Below are 17235 nucleotides of genomic sequence, written 5' to 3'. Positions count from 1 at the left end.
TTTGCCTGGCGGCTTTAGCGCGGTGGTCCCACCTGACCCCATGCCGAACTCAGAAGTGAAACGCCGTAGCGCCGATGGTAGTGTGGGGTCTCCCCATGTGAGAGTAGGGAACTGCCAGGCATCAAATCAGTGAAGAGGCCATCCGCAAGGATGGCCTTTTTGCGTTTTTGAACCACCGGTTTTTATATGCCCGGTAAGGCGAAGCCGCCACCCGGCAATGTGGACCACACGATCCCCCCTTTCTGGCCTTTCTCCTAATCCCTTATCCTGCTAATGAAATATGTGATCTCCATCGCAATGTTATTTATAACAAAATTATAACATTTTGTTTACGAAGCAATTGAGACTCTTAGGCTCAACACGCCGCTGTAGATGGCAGGAGCATAATCATAATGACAGAAAACATCACATCACACGGGACGCTGGTTAACAGTGATACCCGCCGAAGGGTATGGGCAATCGTCAGCGCCTCTTCAGGTAATCTGGTTGAATGGTTCGACTTCTACGTCTATTCGTTCTGTTCGCTCTATTTCGCTCACATTTTCTTCCCGTCCGGCAACACAACCACACAGCTACTGCAAACTGCGGGCGTTTTTGCCGCTGGGTTCCTGATGCGCCCAATTGGCGGCTGGCTGTTCGGCCGAATTGCGGATCGTCGTGGCCGTAAAGTCTCTATGCTGATCTCGGTCTGTATGATGTGCTTTGGTTCGCTGGTGATTGCCTGTTTACCAGGTTACGACGCAATTGGTACATGGGCACCGGCGCTGCTGTTACTGGCTCGCTTATTCCAGGGGCTTTCCGTTGGCGGGGAATACGGCACCAGCGCGACTTACATGAGTGAAATTGCGCTCGAAGGTCGTAAAGGATTCTACGCATCTTTCCAGTATGTCACTCTCATTGGCGGCCAACTTTTGGCGATCCTTGTCGTGGTGATCCTTCAGCAGATCCTGACCGATGAACAGCTACACGCCTGGGGATGGCGGATCCCCTTTGCGATGGGAGCTGTACTGGCGATCGTTGCGCTTTGGCTTCGTCGGCAGTTAGATGAAACATCGCAACAGGAAGTCAGGGCGTTAAAAGAAGCCGGTTCATTCAAAGGCTTATGGCGTAACCGTAAAGCATTTCTGATGGTGCTGGGCTTCACCGCCGGGGGCTCGCTGAGCTTTTACACCTTCACCACCTATATGCAAAAGTACCTGGTGAATACAACGGGAATGCACGCGAACGTCGCCAGTGTGGTGATGACCGTGGCGCTGTTTGTCTTTATGCTGATACAACCGGTGATTGGTGCGCTCTCTGATAAAATTGGTCGGCGCACGTCGATGCTGATTTTTGGCGGAATGTCCGCGTTATGTACCGTGCCCATTTTGTCCGCACTTCAGCATGTCTCCTCACCTTATGCAGCTTTTGCCCTCGTTATGCTGGCAATGGTGATAGTCAGTTTCTACACCTCTATCAGCGGGATATTAAAAGCGGAAATGTTCCCGGCACAGGTGCGTGCTCTGGGGGTTGGCCTCTCTTACGCGGTGGCTAACGCACTGTTTGGCGGCTCAGCTGAATATGTCGCACTGTCACTCAAATCGTGGGGAAGTGAAACGACCTTCTTCTGGTATGTCACCGTCATGGGGGCGCTGGCCTTTATTGTTTCTCTGATGCTGCACCGTAAAGGGAAGGGGATCCGCCTTTAATAATGTGCCATCTGCCACACGGCATAGCCGGTGGTTGCCCCAGCGACATCCCACGCGAAATCTTTCCAGCTCCAGCCGCTCCCTGCCGGGCGGCTATCCCACAATTCTTTGGATGCACCCAGGCTTACAGAGAACATGAAACCAATCGCTGCGCTACGATCCCGGCTGTAACCCTGATGTTGTGCATACTCATTGCCCGCAGCGGACAACATTGCGGAGGCGATAAAGTGCTGCGCCTTGTCCTGACCATACCAGTTATCGTTAGCCATATGGCTACATCCGGTCAGACAGAGGATTGTAAGCAGCAGAGGAATACGCACAGTGAGCTCCATAAAAAAAGCCCTGTCGTTGACAGGGCCTCGTGTTACAGAATGCGGCTAATAAGGCGGTCAATTCGGATCCGACGCAAACGGCGGATGAGCTTGCGGACTTTCACCGGATAATCAGCAATGCTTTGCAGATCGCGATAGTGACGTACCACAGTGGTATGTGTGCGAATCAAATCCAGTTCGCGCTCACGTTTCGCAGCTAGTTCATGCTGCGGATCGTGGATCAGAATGGCATTTTCCAGATCCAGGCGCCAGGCGCGCGGGTTCAGGTTATTACCTGTCAGCAGCATCCACTCATCATCTACCCACATCCCTTTCAGGTGATAGGTATTGTCTTCATCTTTCCACAGGCGCACGACCAGCTGGTCAGTGTTGACATAATACTGTAAACGGCTCAGGAAACGGCGCAGGTTAATCTCATAGAGATAAGGCAACGCACCGATGATTTTGAACGGCTGATCTTCCGGGATAAAAAAGTCGTTAGCCGTTTTATCACCCACGATGATTTCGACCTTCTTACCATCACGCAACAGCTGAATGATGTTACGCACCAGCACAGCCGGCAGGTTGAAGTAAGGGGTACAGATCGTGAGTTTCTGATCGGCACACGGCATCAGATGGAAGATGGTCTTATTCAGCAGGCTCGACTTGCCCAGCCCAACCAGCGGCGTGACAGATAACTGCTCGTTGTTTGCATCACCCTGAAAATGATAAATCGCGTCACGTAATTCCTGGCGGAAGAGACGAACGTCGTTTTTAATTTCCGGACTCTTGGGGCGGTGAGGATTATCCAGACGATTCACGCCACGCCCATGTACCAGATTCTTATCAACCCAGTTGAACATGATGTCAGCCATCTGCGGGTTACGAATCAGATGGTAGCGGTCGTAACGATATTTATCGAGCTGGTGCAGGTAAACATCATTCAGGCTCGCGCCGCTATACAGCACGCTGTCGTCGATGATGAAACCTTTGAAATGGAGAACGCCAAGCGCTTCGCGCGTATTAACAGGAACGCCATATACCGGGATATCAATTCCCGGATTTTCCTGGGCAGTTCGGCAATACCAGTCTGCGTTGGTGTTAGAAGCCGCGGCGCCAATACGGCCGCGTTGTGCACGGTGCCAGTCAACCAGCACACGTACATCCAGCTCTGGACGAAGACGTTTTGCTTCATAAAGCGCGTTCAGGATCCCGCGGCCACCTTCATCTTGTTCGAGATAAAGAGCCACAATGCAAATGCGTCGCGTGGCGCTGGCAATCTTTTCCAGAAGCGTCTCCCGAAAATGAGCGGGAGCATAAAAGAACTCTACATCATCAACTGACTGAGAAATCTTCGGTAGTTGAGCAAGGTGTTGTTGATGTTTATTACGCTTAAATTTTGACAACATCACAGTGCGTTTCTTCTCTGTTCATTGAAGGGTTGTCTGTACCAGGCAAACAACATAAGCGGACAATGATACCACCAGTACCATCCAAAGTGGTTAACATTTCCAGTAGGTTACTCTTGTTTATCCGCCGAATTCAGGCCGAGAGTCAGGGAAACAATACCTTCCTCAAGTTGGACATCAACGTCAAAACCAAGTTTTCGCGCCAGAGTGACCATGCCACGATTGTTAGGCATAGTAATGCCATTCAGGCGTAACAATCCGTGATCGCGCGTATAACTGATGAGTTTTTCCAGCAGGCGTCTGCCCAGCCCCAGCCCTTTCAGATCGGAACGTACCAACACGGCAAACTCCGCATCGACATTATCAGGATCAGAGATCGCCCGCGTAACCCCCAGGATCTCTTCCTCTGCTTCAACACGACGAACAGCAACAAATGCCATTTCACGATCGTAGTCGATCTGGGTCATGTTGGCTAAATCTTCGTGGGTAAATTCGTTGATTTCACTGAAGTAGCGATAGTAGAGATCTTCTTTCGTTACTTGCGAGATAAACACCCGCAGCTGCGGTTCGTCTTCTGGCAGGATAGGGCGGAACAGCACGCGTTCGCCGTTCTTCATTTCCACCCATTCTTCAAGTTGCAGCGGGTAAGGACGAATGGCCAGCCGGCTTTCGCTGTCACCTTTAAAGGAAGCAATATCCAGCGTGACGTCCAGGGCGGTAAATTCATTGCCAGAAGCCAGCAGCGGATGAATATCCAGGCGCTGAATTTCAGCACAATCAACAATCAGGTTCGAAACCTGTACCAAAAACTGGCTGAGTCCGGCGATGTCCAGCGGGCGCAACGCACTTCGTCCGCGGATTTTCTTGCTTTTAATGGCCTGAATAACCAGATAGCGCGCCAGATTCATGTTCAGTGGTGGTAGGGCGACCACTGCCTGCTCTTCAGGTCGCCATTCCACTCCGCCTTCACCCAGCATAATCAGCGGGCCAAAGACCGGGTCATGTTCAACCACCACCCGTAATTCCTGGGCGCCAGCGCGGTTAGCCATACTTTGTACCAGTAAACCGTGGATCCTCGCCTGCGGCCAGGCCATTTTTACCCGATCGAAAATGGCGTCTGCGGCCTGCTGTACTTCCGCAGCGGTGCGTAGATACAACATAACACCCTGAATATCAGACTTATGCGGTATGTCCGGCGAGCGCAGTTTCAGTGCAACCGGGTAACCAATTTGCTCGGCGATATGAACGGCCTCTGCGCTGTCGCTGGCAATCCAGGTGGGCAAGGTGTGGAGCCCATAGCTGCCGAGGATCGGCTGCACTTCATGGGTGTCCAGCGACGTTGCACCTTCCTCAATGGCCCGTTGCAACAACCTGCGCACATCAACGGTATTCCCCGCCAGATTACCCGGTAACGCAGGTGTTTCGCGCAGCTGCTTCTGGTTACGACGATATTCCACCATATGCATAAACGCGGTGATGGTCCCTTCCGGGGTACGATAGGTCGGGAGTCCGGCTTCGCTAAACAACCGTCGTGCTTCCTGCGATGAAAACTCCCCACACCAGTTGGTTAACAGCGTGACATATTTCCCGCGAGGATGATGTCGAACCGCCTCGATAAGCCCTCGCGCACTTTCGCTGCCGGGGGCCGCGGCGCTTGGCGAATGAATGATCATCAGCGCATCAAAATCCTGGCTATCCAGCAAGATAGAGATGGCTTTAATGTAACGCTCGCTGCTGGCATCATCGCGCAAATCCAGCGGATTGCCGGGTGAAACGCTTGTCGGCAGAGCATCACGCAGGCGCTGGAGCGTCTCCTCACCGAGCGTCGCCAGTTTGCCGTTACGTAGCCACAGTTCGTCCAGAGCCAGCGCGGCAGGTGCTGCGCCATTGCTGACTATCATTAATTTCTCACCGCGTAACGGGCGCATATGGCTCAGCGTTTCAACCGCGGAGAAAAGCTCATGCGTATCCTGAACACGCAGCAAACCTGCACGCTGAATGGCGGCATCCCACGCAGGATCCATACCAGAATGTGAGTGCAGAAGCCGTTGTGCGGCCGGGCTACGGCCACTTTTGATGACCAGAATCGGTTTATTACGCGATGCGCTACGGGCTGCTGAGACAAAACGGCGGGCATCGCTTAAATGTTCGAGGTAGAGCAAAATCGCGCTGGTTTTGCTGTCTCTGGCGAGGAAATCCAGCAGCTCATCGACATCAATATCCAGGCTGTCACCCAGCGCGATGAAGTAGGAGAATCCCATTTCGCGCTGCTGCGCCCAGTCGAGGATGGTATTTGATACAGCCGCTGACTGGGAAATAAACGCCAGCTTGCCTTTGCGAATCGGAACGGGGGAAAAACTGGCATTCAGGCCCTGCCATGGCGCCAGCAAACCGAGGCTGTTTGGGCCGAGAATGCGCATCTGATACCGGCTGGCGCAGGCCAGAAGTTCAGGCTGCTGTTCAGGAGGAGAAGAGAGGATAATGCAGGTTTTACATCCTTTCTGGCCAAGTGACTCAAGCAGGTCCAGGTTGCGTTTCGCGTTTGTACACAGCACGGCAAGGTCCGGCACAAAAGGCAGGCTCTGCACATCGGGCCATGCCAGTACGCCCTGAACCGCTTTCCAGGAGGGCGTAACTGGTAACACGGGGCCATTAAATCCACCCGCCAGCAAATTACGCATCATCAGATAACCTGCACGATCAGGCTTCATTGACGCACCGATAACGGCAATGGATTTAGGGCGCAGTAACGCTTCCAGGCCTCGCTGACTCATGCAAGTCTCCAGTAGATACGAGTGACCTGATGATTTTAAACGCTTTCTGCTTCGTCTGCTGTGACACTGCCCTTATGAATGGTTTTTCCTGCCAGGTAGCGCTCGCGGAAACGGGAAAAATGGTCGCCCAGCGCAGCTGCCGCTGACGTATCCCCGGCAAGGTCCAACAGCGCAATAGCCACTTCTGCTGTGCAGTATTGCCCCTCAGCGTGCGCTTCACGCAACCGGTAGGCAGAGACGCGTGACAGATCGACTGAAATCACCGGCAGCGCGTCAAGATAAGGACTTTTGCGGAACATTTTTCGCGCTTCCGTCCAGGTGCCATCCAGCATAATGAAGAGCGGCGGCTTACCGGAAGGCGGTGCGGACAGCACCTGACGGCTCTCTCCTGCATAAGACGCCGGGAAAACGACCATCGGCTGATACTCATCGCTGGCAACCAGATCGAGCAGCGCCTTAGGCGGTTCGGTACGTGACCACTGAAATGCCGTTGTCTCCGGAAGAATATCCGCAATCAGCCGACCCGTATTGCTGGGCTTCATGGGTTCGGTATCGAACATGACCAGGCAAAAACGGCTTTTCGCTTCAGCAGGAGCGAGGGTTTCGCACAGGCAAACCTTGAGCGGCAGCAGGCAGCGCTGACAGCGGCGGATACGGTTGCCACGAGCGAGAAAAGGGCGGGTTGCACGCGCAAGGCGTTCAGCGCGCAATTGGAGAACAGCGTTATCAGTCATGGGCGAAATGCAGGAAAAACACCATTTTCGCAGAGGGAAGTACGGGGCACAAGATGTGCCCCGTGATTGTTACACGGATTCGTTCAGCCAGCTCTCAAATGGAGCCTTAGGAACTGCGCCGTTAAGCATGTCGATCACTTCGCCATTTTTGAAAATCATAATGGTCGGGATGCTGCGGATACGGAAGCGAGCGCTCAGCTCGCGTTCCGCTTCGGTGTTCACTTTTACGAAACGCATTTTACCACTGCGCTCTTCGGCAACATCTTCAAAGATTGGCGCAAAGCTCCGGCACGGGCCACACCATGGCGCCCAGAAATCCACCACCACGGGCAGATCATCCTTGAGGAGTTTGTCCAGCGTAGCACCCGTCGCGTTAATCACATCGCCATCAAACAATTCGTGACCGCAACGCCCGCACTTCGCACCATCATCAATCCGGTCTTCGGGAATGCGGTTAAGAGCCTGACAGTTGGCACATACGGTATTCATAACTAACCTCTGATAGAGCTGTGGGACAGAGCGGCAGAACGCCGATTTTGTTTCTAATATGTTACATATTATCAATGAGCCTGTTTGAAACGACAATGCGTTTTATTCAATGAGAACAATAGTCGCAGGCTTTTGTACGAAATAATGGCTATGAGCTTGCACATCGGGTAATCTGCGCGCTTCGCGCAGCGCTGGTGGAGAAAAGCATGAACGACGAATTAAAGAACAAAAGCGGCAAGGTCAAAGTGATGTATGTCCGCAGTGATGAGGATTCTGATAAACGCACCCAAAATCCGCGTACCGGAAAAGGTGGCGGGCGTCCGGCGTCTTCTCGTGCAGACGGTGGCCGTCGCCCCGCCCGCGATGACAGAAATAACCGCGGTGATGACCGCAAACGTGATGACCGTAAGCGTGACGATCGCAAACGCGATGACCGTCCACGTGATGATTTCTCACGTGATGGCTCGTCCCCGTGGCGTACCGTTTCTCGTGCCCCTGGCGACGAGACCCCAGAAAAGGCCGATCACGGCGGTATCAGTGGTAAAAGCTTTATCGACCCTGAAGTGCTGCGCCGTCAGCGTGCGGAAGAGACCCGTGTGTACGGTGAGAATGCGTGCCAGGCTCTGTTCCAGAGCCGCCCTGAGTGCATCGTTCGCGCCTGGTTTATTCAGAGCGTAACGCCACGCTTTAAAGAAGCTCTGCGCTGGATGGCAGCGAACCGTAAAGCTTACCATGTGGTTGATGATGCCGAGCTGACCAAAGCGTCCGGGACCGAACACCACGGTGGCGTTTGCTTCCTGATCAAAAAACGTAATGGAACGACTGTTCAGCAATGGGTGAGCCAGGCTGAGGCAGATGACTGCGTTCTGGCGCTGGAAGATGTGGGCAACCCGCATAACCTGGGTGCGATGATGCGTAGCTGCGCGCACTTTGGCGTGAAAGGCGTGTTGTTGCAGGACGCAGCGCTGCTGGAATCCGGTGCGGCGATCCGTACCGCAGAAGGTGGTGCTGAGCACGTTCAGCCGATCACCGGTGATAGCGTTCTGGATGCCATTGAGCAGTTCCGCAAAGCGGGCTATTCCATTGTGACCACCTCCAGCCATGCTGGTACGCCGCTGTTTAAAGCGACGCTGCCGCGTAAGATGGTGCTGGTGCTGGGCCAGGAGCGTGATGGTCTGTCTGATGCTGCACTGTCGAGTGCCGATCTGAGCGTGTCTATCGACGGTACCGGCAATGTCGAAAGTCTCAACGTTTCCGTTGCAACCGGCGTACTGCTGGCTGAATGGTGGCGTCAGAATAAGGCATAAGCCTTAATCTGCGGTGGTATGCCCGGTGAGCCGGGCATACTGCATCAAACTACTCGCTTTCTGCCGGTAACACAGGCATCCAGTCAATCGGCGTTTCGCCGCGCTTTTCCAGCCATTCATTCGCCAGTACAAAATGATTACTGCCAAAGAATCCGCGATGTGCAGACAGCGGTGATGGATGCGGCGCTTTCAGCACGTGATGACGCTGCGGGTCAATAATCGCCCCTTTTTTCTGCGCATGAGATCCCCACAATAAAAACACCACGCCTTCACGATGTTCATTGATAAGGCTTATCACTTTATCCGTAAAGGTTTCCCAGCCCAGGCTGGCGTGAGAGTGGGCCTGGCCTGCACGCACGGTTAATACGGTATTCAATAACAGAACACCCTGATGCGCCCAGCTTTCCAGGTAACCGTGTGTTGGTCGGGTAAATCCGGGAAGGGTACCTTCAAGCTCTTTATACATATTCAAAAGAGAAGGCGGAATGGCAATGCCAGGACGCACGGAAAATGCCAGGCCATGCGCTTGCCCTGGCCCATGGTAAGGATCCTGACCGAGGATAACCACTTTTACATCGCTCAGTTCGGTATAGCGGAAAGCGTTGAAGACATCTTTCTGTGGCGGATAAATCGTCTGGCCCGATTGCCGCTCAGTCGCGACGGTGCTGAGGGTATTAATAAAATAGGGCTGCTGTTTTTCTTCGGCCAGCACGTCGTGCCATGTTAAAGGGGTTGTCATCTCGCTCTCCTGCGAATCTCATCTGCGCCTAGCTTACCCGTTAAACCCTGGTGATCAAAATTCCACGCGGAAAAATGCCCTAAGTCCTTAAATTTAATTTGAATCTATGCGGATTAGGTTGAATTGGTAAGATCGTTAAATTGATCTGGAGCAATAAAATCAAACCACACTCTTTATGTGGTTGGTGTTTTTGTTGATTTAAATCAATAAATCACGGGGTGCTGAGTGATATATATACACGCAAGCAACAATGGTTTTACCAATTGGCCTTAACAGGCCGACACCAGTTAATGTAGCCTAAGGGAGGCATCACATGATTACAGGTATCCAGATTACTAAAGCTGCAAATGACGACCTGCTCAACTCTTTCTGGCTGCTGGACAGCGAGAAAGGCGAAGCACGCTGTGTAGTGGCTAAAGCAGGTTTTGCAGAAGATGAAATCGTTCCAGTAAGCAAACTGGGCGACATCGAATACCGTGAAATTCCAATGGAAGTGAAACCGGAAGTCCGCGTGGAAGGTGGTCAGCACCTGAACGTTAACGTGCTGCGTCGCGAAACGCTGATGGATGCCGTTGAGCACCCGGAAAAATATCCACAGCTGACCATTCGTGTGTCTGGCTATGCAGTGCGTTTCAACTCTCTGACTCCAGAGCAGCAACGCGACGTTATCGCGCGCACCTTTACTGAAAGCCTGTAAGGCTTTTTGTCACGGGAGCAGCACGGAAGCAGAATGAAAAAAGCCGGGTGATAACCCGGCTTTTTTTTACTCTTCAGTTTGCGAATCTGGCGCAGCAGCACTTGGCTTACGGCGCTTACCAATGTTCTTGGTATCGCGGTGGCGTTGTTTAACGCGCGGCTTCTCTTTTTCTTTCTCTTTCTTCTCAGCACGTTTGGCGAGTGCTTTCTTGGACGGTTTGCCCGTCATTTTTTCGCTCGGGGCACGTGTGGTCGGGCGAAGCTCACTGATAACGCGAGCTTTCAGCGGCTCATCAACATAGCGGCCGATTTTCTGCAACAGCAGGAAGTCATGTGCTTCAACCAGAGAAATAGCGATACCTTTGCGGCCTGCACGACCGGTACGGCCAATGCGGTGCAGATAGGTGTCACCGCTGCGTGGCATATCGAAGTTAATCACATGGCTGACATCCGGAATGTCGATCCCGCGTGCAGCAACGTCGGTGGCGACCAGCACGTTTACGCGACCATCGGTCAGACGCTTGATACCTTCGGTACGCTTAACCTGTGCCATCTCGCCTTCAAGATAGCAGTTGTTGATCCCTGCATTACGCAGCATTTCAGCCAGCTCGTGCACACGCTCGCGCTTACGCACGAATACGATGGTGCGAGTCGCGTCTTCTTGCTTCAGCAAATGCTTGAGCAGCTCAACCTTGTGTTCCAGATCATCTGCACGGTAGTACCACTGGTGGATCTTCTTGCGCTCACGGGTGGAAGGGGTTGCAGATACCTCCACCGGATCTTCCAACAGTCGCTCTGCGAAGTCTTTAATCGCTTCCCCTTCCAGGGTGGCAGAGAACAGCATGGTCTGGTTACGCCAGCGCGTTTCACCCGCGATATGTTCGATATCCTGCGCGAAGCCCATGTCCAGCATGCGGTCAGCTTCGTCGAGGATCAGCGTTTCAACCGCACGGCAGTCAAAGTTCTCTTCTTTAATGTATTGCAGCAGGCGACCGGTCGTGGCTACCACGATATCCTGGTTCTCACTGAACACTTCAGCGTGGTTCATATACGCAACACCGCCGGTAATGGTGGCGATATCAAGATGGGTGTTCGCCGCCAGTTCACGCGCGTGTTCGGCAACCTGCATCGCCAGTTCACGCGTAGGCGTCAGGATCAAAATACGTGGCGGGCCTGATTTTTTGCGTGGGAAATCGAGCAAATGCTGCAAGACAGGCAGCAAGTAGGCTGCTGTTTTCCCCGTGCCGGTTGGCGCAGAACCGAGCACATCGCGGCCCTCAAGCGCAGGCGGAATGGCCGCGGCCTGAATGGCGGTCGGGCGTGTAAAGCCTTTGCTCTCTAACGCATTGAGCAGGCTTTCATCGAGTTCAAGTTCGGAAAAAGTCGTTACAGTCATGTTCTACCTCTGTGTGGGGCGCTGATTATAGACGTTACGGCTGTAATCTTCATCTGTTTGTATGGATATCGCTTTGCGACCACTTCGCTTTCCCCTATGCTACTCCAGTTTCACTTAGAAGGTTGCCCTGACATGTCTCAACTCAAAGCGCAATTGCGCCGCGATGGTTTTACATTTAAACAGTTCTTTATTGCTCACGATCGCTGTGCGATGAAAGTCGGCACAGACGGGATCCTGCTGGGATCCTGGGCGCCTGTTGCTGGCGTTAAACGTATTCTTGATATTGGTACAGGAAGTGGGCTTCTGGCGCTGATGCTGGCGCAGCGTACCGAGCAACATGTCACCATTGATGCCGTTGAGCTTGATGCACAAGCCGCTGAGCAGGCAAGTGAAAATGCCGCTGAATCCCCCTGGGCTGAACGTGTAAAAGTGGAATGTGCCGATGTACTTACCTGGGCACCCGAGCAGACTTCCCGTTACGACCTTATTGTCAGCAACCCACCTTACTATGAACCCGGCGTAGAGTGCGGTACGCCGGAGCGTGAGCAGGCCCGCTATACCGGTTCGCTCGATCACCGTGCATTATTAACCAGTGCCGCTGAGTTGATCTCTGAAGAGGGATTTTTCTGCGTCGTATTGCCGGAAAGCACCGGTAATACCTTTATTGAAATTGCGCGGGAAATCGGCTGGAACTTGCGCCTGCGTACCGATATTTCAGATACAGAAGGGCGCTTGCCTCACCGTGTGCTGCTGGCACTGTCGCCAAAAGAGGGCGAGTGTTTTAATGACCGGATGGTTATCCGTGGGCCAGACCAGCGTTATTCCGAAGATTACACTGCTCTGACCCAGGCATTTTACTTGTTTATGTGAGCACCCGGGGAGAGTACCGACGGGCCTGATTCGGCCAGCTGATCCGGGTAATCCAGAGTGTGGTGCAATCCGCGGCTCTCTTTACGCATCATGGCACAGCGCACAATCAGCTCTGCTACCTGCACCAGGTTACGCAATTCCAGCAGGTTATTGGACACGCGGAAGTTTGCGTAGTACTCGTCGATTTCCTGTTGCAGCATGGTAATGCGTCGCAAAGCACGTTCAAGGCGCTTGGTTGTACGCACAATGCCCACGTAGTCCCACATAAATAGCCTTAACTCGTGCCAGTTATGCTGGATGACAACCAGCTCATCCGGGTTTTCAACGCGGCTCTCATCCCAGGCAGGTAAGTGCGCCGTCGGGCGAGCGTAAGGCATCCGCTTAATAATATCTTCTGATGCAGACCACCCGTAGACCAGGCATTCGAGCAGCGAGTTCGACGCCATGCGGTTTGCCCCATGCAGCCCCGTGTAGCTCACTTCGCCAATGGCATACAGGCCGTCAACGTCGGTACGACCATGATCGTCAACCATGACGCCGCCACAGGTATAGTGTGCTGCGGGAACAATAGGAACCGGCTCGCGGGTGAGATCAATACCCAGGCCCAGCAGCTTTTCGTAAATCATAGGGAAGTGCTGGCGAATGAAATCAGCCGGTTTATGGCTAATATCCAGATACATACAATCAACGCCAAGACGCTTCATCTCGTGGTCGATGGCGCGCGCAACGATATCACGCGGGGCGAGTTCGCCTCTGGCATCAAAGTCCGGCATAAAACGCGAACCGTCCGGCCGCTTCAGGTACGCACCTTCGCCGCGCAGGGCTTCAGTCAGTAAGAAGTTGCGCGCCTGTGGGTGGAACAAGGCAGTTGGATGGAACTGGTTAAATTCCAGATTCGCCACCCGGCAGCCCGCGCGCCAGGCCATGGCGATGCCATCACCCGAGGCGATATCCGGGTTCGTGGTGTATTGATAAACTTTGGATGCACCGCCAGTTGCCAGAACCACGGCTTTTGCCTGGCAGGTTTCGACTTTCTCTTTATTACGATTCCAGACCCAGGCACCCACTACGTGGCGCGTGCCTGGAAGCCCAATCTTATCGGAAATAATAAGGTCGACCGCATTACTGCGTTCCAGTACCCGAATATTCGGGTGACTCAGGGCTTTACTGACCAGCGTGGTTTCAACTTCTTTACCGGTTGCATCCGCTGCGTGGAGGATGCGGCGGTGGCTGTGCCCGCCTTCACGGGTAAGGTGATAACTCTCTTCACCGTTGGGCTGGATCTGCGTATCGAATAAAACACCCTGATCGATGAGCCACTGAACGCAGTGGCGAGCATTGCTGGCGACAAATTCGGCGGCGTGCGCATCCACGATCCCCGCCCCGGCAATCAGCGTATCTTCCACATGGGATGCAATACTGTCTGTCTCATCAAACACGGCGGCAATACCGCCCTGGGCATAAAAGGTTGAGCCTTCGCTCATTGGCCCTTTACTCAGTACGATAACTTTCTGATTTTTAGCCAGGCGAAGCGCCAAAGATAACCCGGCAGCGCCGCTGCCAATAATCAGTACGTCACACGTCAGTTCTGGTGTTGTGTTCATGATTTTTGTTTAATTTACTAAACATTGTTTGGCCAGAATAGCACCCGAATGCGAGATGTCGCACGTTTTTTTTAAATGATGTTGCAATGGCTAAACTCGATATCAAGGCTTAAAAGCGGGTAAATGTATGAAAATATTTTGCGAAGCAGATCGTTAGCTTCAGATTTTGTGGTGAAATAAAGCCTGTGTTGCGTTACTCTTCTGACGGTAAACAGGTAGTTTCTTGACAGAAAGTGCCTACGTATCGTGAACGGACATATAATGATAGAAAATGAACGGTCTGCGGCGCGATGAACAAAAACAAAGGCGTTACGGAACTTATTGAAGAACAGACACTCTAACTCGGTGCTTGCTCAAAAGTGCAGTGTTTTTAGAGTGGCGTTTCGATAACGCGTGGAATTTAGGTTTGGGGAGACATTACCTCGGATGAGCGAGCAGTTAACGGACCAGGTCCTGGTTGAACGGGTCCAGAAGGGAGATCAGAAAGCCTTTAACCTTCTGGTGGTTCGCTACCAGCATAAGGTGGCGAGTCTGGTTTCCCGCTATGTACCGTCAGGGGACGTCCCTGATGTGGTACAAGAGTCTTTTATTAAGGCCTATCGTGCGCTGGATTCTTTCCGGGGAGATAGTGCTTTTTATACCTGGCTGTATCGTATTGCAGTTAATACAGCAAAGAATTATCTGGTCGCTCAGGGCCGCCGTCCACCTTCCAGTGATGTGGACGCAATCGACGCCGAAAACTTCGAAAGTGGCGGCGCATTGAAAGAAATTTCGAACCCTGAGAACTTAATGTTGTCAGAAGAACTGAGACAAATCGTTTTTCGCACGATCGAGTCGCTCCCGGAAGATTTACGCATGGCAATTACGTTACGGGAGCTGGATGGTCTGAGCTATGAAGAGATAGCCGCTATCATGGATTGTCCGGTCGGCACGGTACGTTCACGAATCTTCCGTGCGCGAGAAGCTATTGATAATAAAGTTCAACCGCTTATCAGGCGTTGACGATAGCGGGATACTGAAAAAGGTATTAGGCATGCAGAAAGAAAAACTTTCCGCTTTAATGGATGGTGAAACGCTGGATAGTGAGCTGCTCAACGAGCTGTCTCATTCTCCCGAAATGCAAGAGACCTGGGCGAGTTATCATCTCATCCGTGACACCCTGCGCGGTGATACCGGAGAGGCTCTCCATTTCGATATCTCAGCACGCGTTATGGCGGCGATTGAGAACGAGCCTGTTCATCAGACCACACCGCTGATTCCTGAAGCTCAACCTGCACCTCACCAGTGGCAGAAAATGCCGTTCTGGCAAAAGGTGCGCCCGTGGGCCAGTCAACTTACCCAAATGGGTGTGGCTGCATGTGTATCGCTTGCAGTTATCGTTGGCGTCCAGCACTATAATACTCAGTCTGAAGCCAATCAGCAGCCTGAAGCGCCAGTGTTTAATACACTGCCGATGATGGGTAAAGCCAGCCCGGTTAGCCTGGGCGTACCGGCAGATGCATCCGCAAGCGGCGGTCAGCAACAGCAGGTACAAGAGCAGCGCCGTCGCATTAATGCGATGTTGCAGGATTATGAGTTGCAGCGTCGCCTGCACTCTGAACAGCTTCAGTTTGAGCAGGCACAAACCCAGCAAGCCGCTGTGCAGGTGCCAGGTAACCAAACTTTAGGAACGCAATCGCAGTAATGAAGCAACTTTGGTTCGCCATGTCTCTGATGGCGGGTAGCCTGTTCTTCTGTGCAAACGCCTCGGCTGATGTTTCATCCGGGGCGTTGTTGCAGCAAATGAATCTGGCCAGCCAGTCACTCAATTACGAGTTGGCATTTATCAGCATCAATAAGCAGGGTGTAGAGTCATTACGCTATCGCCATGCCCGCCTTGATAAACAGCCGCTTGCCCAGCTTTTACAGATGGATGGCCCGCGTCGGGAAGTTGTTCAGCGCGGTAACGAAATCAGCTATTTCGAACCTGGTCTTGAGCCTTTCACGCTTAATGGCGATTACATCGTTGATTCCCTTCCATCGCTTATCTATACAGACTTTAAGCGTCTTGCGCCTTTCTACGATTTTATTTCGGTAGGTCGTACGCGCATTGCCGATCGTCTGTGCGAAGTGATCCGCGTAGTTGCGCGCGATGGCACACGATACAGCTACATTGTCTGGATTGACGCAGAAACCAAGCTGCCGATGCGTGTAGACCTGCTCGATCGTGATGGCGAAACCCTGGAGCAGTTCCGGGTTATCTCCTTCACCGTCAACAACCAGGTCGGCAACAGTATGCTGAATCTGGCAAAAGCCAGCCTGCCACCGCTTCTGTCTGTACCAGCGGGTGACACAGTTAATTTCAACTGGGTACCTTCCTGGATCCCACAGGGCTTTAGCGAAGTTTCCAGCAGCCGCCGTCAGTTGCCGACCATCGAAACACCAGTGGAGTCGAGACTCTACTCCGATGGGTTGTTCAGTTTCTCGGTTAACATCAACCGTGCAACGGCAAACAGTTCTGAGCAAATGCTCCGTACCGGTCGCCGGACAGTCAGCACCACGGTGCGAGATAACGCAGAAATTACGATTGTAGGTGAATTGCCGCCGCAAACAGCGAAGCGCATTTCCGACAGCATTAAATTCAAGGCAGCACAATGATTAAAGAGTGGGCCACGGTCATTTCGTGGGCGGATGGCATTGCGCTGGTCAGCTGTGATGTAAAAGCCTCGTGCAACAGCTGCGCATCCAGAGCCGGTTGTGGAAGCCGTGTGCTGAACAAGCTTGGGCCACAGACCTCGCACACTATCTCCGTGCCGAGTGAACAACCGCTGGTGGAAGGGCAAAAAGTCGAACTGGGTATCACTGAAGGCAGTTTACTCACTTCTGCTATGCTGGTTTATCTTTCGCCGCTGGTGGGCTTGTTCGTGATGGGCGGTGTGTTCCAGATGCTTTTTGGCACCGATCTGGCCGCAATGTGCGGCGCAGCATTGGGTGGCGTTGGCGGTTTTTTACTGGCTCGAGGCTTTTCCCATAAGCTTGCAGCACGGGAAGAATGGCAGCCCGTCATTCTGAACGTGGCGCTGGCACCAGACCAGCTTCGTGTTGAAACGCTCTCTTCTGAAGCCCGGTAATTTCACCGGGCTTTATCATTATTTACATCTCTGATAAGAAAACGCTGTTTCTTCACGCTATGCTTGGCTCTAAGTGCATTTCCAGGTTACGGGGATGTAGTGTAGAAT

General features: G+C 52.8%; 17 protein-coding genes and 1 rRNA gene. 10 read left to right on the top strand and 8 right to left on the bottom strand.

Features of this window, described 5'->3' with window-relative positions:
* Positions 1-4 precede the first annotated feature (4 nt).
* A 5S ribosomal RNA gene (gene rrf, locus F3J30_RS06510) occupies positions 5-120 on the top strand.
* Positions 121-392: 272 nt separating this feature from the next.
* Positions 393-1688: an MFS transporter gene (locus F3J30_RS06505; RefSeq protein WP_014071392.1), complete on the top strand. Its 1296-nt coding sequence runs from the start codon at positions 393-395 to the stop codon at positions 1686-1688.
* Here F3J30_RS06505 and F3J30_RS06500 read toward each other — a convergent pair.
* From F3J30_RS06500 to trxC, 5 genes are all read right to left on the bottom strand, one after another.
* Positions 1685-2008: a YfiM family lipoprotein gene (locus F3J30_RS06500; protein ID WP_041162270.1), complete on the bottom strand. Its 324-nt coding sequence runs from the start codon at positions 2006-2008 to the stop codon at positions 1685-1687. The two genes, F3J30_RS06505 and F3J30_RS06500, sit on opposite strands and share 4 nt — an antisense overlap.
* Before the next feature lie 44 nt (positions 2009-2052).
* A complete protein-coding gene (gene pssA, locus F3J30_RS06495) occupies positions 2053-3408 on the bottom strand; it encodes a CDP-diacylglycerol--serine O-phosphatidyltransferase (RefSeq protein ID WP_166716704.1) in 1356 nt (451 codons plus the stop codon).
* Positions 3409-3518: 110 nt separating this feature from the next.
* Positions 3519-6182 carry a protein lysine acetyltransferase gene (pat, locus tag F3J30_RS06490; RefSeq protein WP_166716669.1) on the bottom strand — a complete coding sequence of 888 codons (2664 nt, stop codon included), beginning with the start codon at positions 6180-6182 and terminating at the stop codon, positions 3519-3521.
* 35 nt (positions 6183-6217) lie between these two features.
* Positions 6218-6916, bottom strand: coding sequence for a tRNA-uridine aminocarboxypropyltransferase (gene tapT / locus F3J30_RS06485; protein WP_166716668.1), 699 nt, complete (start codon positions 6914-6916; stop codon positions 6218-6220).
* A 69-nt stretch (positions 6917-6985) separates the two neighbouring features.
* Positions 6986-7405 (bottom strand): thioredoxin TrxC, encoded by a 420-nt coding sequence (gene trxC / locus F3J30_RS06480; RefSeq protein ID WP_014071387.1) that lies wholly within the window; start codon positions 7403-7405, stop codon positions 6986-6988.
* A 206-nt stretch (positions 7406-7611) separates the two neighbouring features.
* On the opposite strand from trxC, the gene F3J30_RS06475 reads away from it, so the two are divergent.
* Positions 7612-8712 carry a tRNA/rRNA methyltransferase gene (locus F3J30_RS06475; protein WP_014071386.1) on the top strand — a complete coding sequence of 367 codons (1101 nt, stop codon included), beginning with the start codon at positions 7612-7614 and terminating at the stop codon, positions 8710-8712.
* 49 nt (positions 8713-8761) lie between these two features.
* On the opposite strand, the gene ung is transcribed toward F3J30_RS06475, so the two are convergent.
* Positions 8762-9451 (bottom strand): uracil-DNA glycosylase, encoded by a 690-nt coding sequence (ung, locus tag F3J30_RS06470; RefSeq protein WP_014071385.1) that lies wholly within the window; start codon positions 9449-9451, stop codon positions 8762-8764.
* Between the two features lie 313 nt (positions 9452-9764).
* Between ung and grcA the strand changes: the two genes are divergently transcribed.
* Entirely contained in the window at positions 9765-10148 is a 384-nt protein-coding gene (gene grcA, locus F3J30_RS06465) for an autonomous glycyl radical cofactor GrcA (RefSeq protein WP_014071384.1), read from the top strand.
* Between the two features lie 66 nt (positions 10149-10214).
* Here grcA and srmB read toward each other — a convergent pair whose 3' ends face one another.
* Positions 10215-11543: an ATP-dependent RNA helicase SrmB gene (srmB, locus tag F3J30_RS06460; protein WP_166716667.1), complete on the bottom strand. Its 1329-nt coding sequence runs from the start codon at positions 11541-11543 to the stop codon at positions 10215-10217.
* Positions 11544-11675: 132 nt separating this feature from the next.
* Between srmB and F3J30_RS06455 the strand changes: the two genes are divergently transcribed.
* Complete coding sequence (locus tag F3J30_RS06455; RefSeq protein WP_041162106.1) at positions 11676-12413, top strand: tRNA1(Val) (adenine(37)-N6)-methyltransferase; 738 nt, start codon at positions 11676-11678, stop codon at positions 12411-12413.
* On the opposite strand, the gene nadB is transcribed toward F3J30_RS06455, so the two are convergent.
* Positions 12398-14017 carry an L-aspartate oxidase gene (gene nadB, locus F3J30_RS06450; RefSeq protein WP_166716666.1) on the bottom strand — a complete coding sequence of 540 codons (1620 nt, stop codon included), beginning with the start codon at positions 14015-14017 and terminating at the stop codon, positions 12398-12400. The genes F3J30_RS06455 and nadB overlap by 16 nt on opposite strands.
* Before the next feature lie 364 nt (positions 14018-14381).
* Between nadB and rseD the strand changes: the two genes are divergently transcribed.
* The 5 genes from rseD to rseC are packed head-to-tail and all read left to right on the top strand — an operon-like array spanning position 14382 to position 17127.
* Positions 14382-14447 carry a rpoE leader peptide RseD gene (gene rseD, locus F3J30_RS22605; protein WP_224955222.1) on the top strand — a complete coding sequence of 22 codons (66 nt, stop codon included), beginning with the start codon at positions 14382-14384 and terminating at the stop codon, positions 14445-14447.
* Positions 14444-15019: an RNA polymerase sigma factor RpoE gene (rpoE, locus tag F3J30_RS06440; RefSeq protein WP_006176728.1), complete on the top strand. Its 576-nt coding sequence runs from the start codon at positions 14444-14446 to the stop codon at positions 15017-15019. Before rseD ends, rpoE begins: the two co-directional genes overlap by 4 nt.
* 31 nt (positions 15020-15050) lie before the next feature.
* Entirely contained in the window at positions 15051-15701 is a 651-nt protein-coding gene (gene rseA / locus F3J30_RS06435; RefSeq protein WP_014071381.1) for an anti-sigma-E factor RseA, read from the top strand.
* Entirely contained in the window at positions 15701-16654 is a 954-nt protein-coding gene (gene rseB / locus F3J30_RS06430) for a sigma-E factor regulatory protein RseB (RefSeq protein WP_166716665.1), read from the top strand. Before rseA ends, rseB begins: the two co-directional genes overlap by 1 nt.
* A complete protein-coding gene (gene rseC / locus F3J30_RS06425; RefSeq protein WP_014071379.1) occupies positions 16651-17127 on the top strand; it encodes a SoxR-reducing system protein RseC in 477 nt (158 codons plus the stop codon). The genes rseB and rseC overlap by 4 nt, the downstream gene beginning before the upstream one ends.
* Positions 17128-17235: the final 108 nt, after the last annotated feature.

This window comes from Enterobacter sp. Tr-810 (assembly GCF_011752765.1).
Classification (GTDB): Bacteria; Pseudomonadota; Gammaproteobacteria; order Enterobacterales; family Enterobacteriaceae; genus Enterobacter; species Enterobacter soli.
This window is presented reverse-complemented; position numbering and strand designations above follow the sequence as displayed.

Excerpts from the sequence above, each read along its gene's own strand:
- F3J30_RS06505 (WP_014071392.1), top strand. The coding sequence starts at position 393 with ATGACAGAAAACATCACATCACACGGGACGCTGGTTAACAGTGATACC.
- pssA (WP_166716704.1), bottom strand. The coding sequence starts at position 3,408 with ATGTTGTCAAAATTTAAGCGTAATAAACATCAACAACACCTTGCTCAA.
- pat (WP_166716669.1), bottom strand. The coding sequence starts at position 6,182 with ATGAGTCAGCGAGGCCTGGAAGCGTTACTGCGCCCTAAATCCATTGCC.
- tapT (WP_166716668.1), bottom strand. The coding sequence starts at position 6,916 with ATGACTGATAACGCTGTTCTCCAATTGCGCGCTGAACGCCTTGCGCGT.
- trxC (WP_014071387.1), bottom strand. The coding sequence starts at position 7,405 with ATGAATACCGTATGTGCCAACTGTCAGGCTCTTAACCGCATTCCCGAA.
- F3J30_RS06475 (WP_014071386.1), top strand. The coding sequence starts at position 7,612 with ATGAACGACGAATTAAAGAACAAAAGCGGCAAGGTCAAAGTGATGTAT.
- ung (WP_014071385.1), bottom strand. The coding sequence starts at position 9,451 with ATGACAACCCCTTTAACATGGCACGACGTGCTGGCCGAAGAAAAACAG.
- grcA (WP_014071384.1), top strand. The coding sequence starts at position 9,765 with ATGATTACAGGTATCCAGATTACTAAAGCTGCAAATGACGACCTGCTC.
- srmB (WP_166716667.1), bottom strand. The coding sequence starts at position 11,543 with ATGACTGTAACGACTTTTTCCGAACTTGAACTCGATGAAAGCCTGCTC.
- F3J30_RS06455 (WP_041162106.1), top strand. The coding sequence starts at position 11,676 with ATGTCTCAACTCAAAGCGCAATTGCGCCGCGATGGTTTTACATTTAAA.
- nadB (WP_166716666.1), bottom strand. The coding sequence starts at position 14,017 with ATGAACACAACACCAGAACTGACGTGTGACGTACTGATTATTGGCAGC.
- rpoE (WP_006176728.1), top strand. The coding sequence starts at position 14,444 with ATGAGCGAGCAGTTAACGGACCAGGTCCTGGTTGAACGGGTCCAGAAG.
- rseA (WP_014071381.1), top strand. The coding sequence starts at position 15,051 with ATGCAGAAAGAAAAACTTTCCGCTTTAATGGATGGTGAAACGCTGGAT.
- rseB (WP_166716665.1), top strand. The coding sequence starts at position 15,701 with ATGAAGCAACTTTGGTTCGCCATGTCTCTGATGGCGGGTAGCCTGTTC.
- rseC (WP_014071379.1), top strand. The coding sequence starts at position 16,651 with ATGATTAAAGAGTGGGCCACGGTCATTTCGTGGGCGGATGGCATTGCG.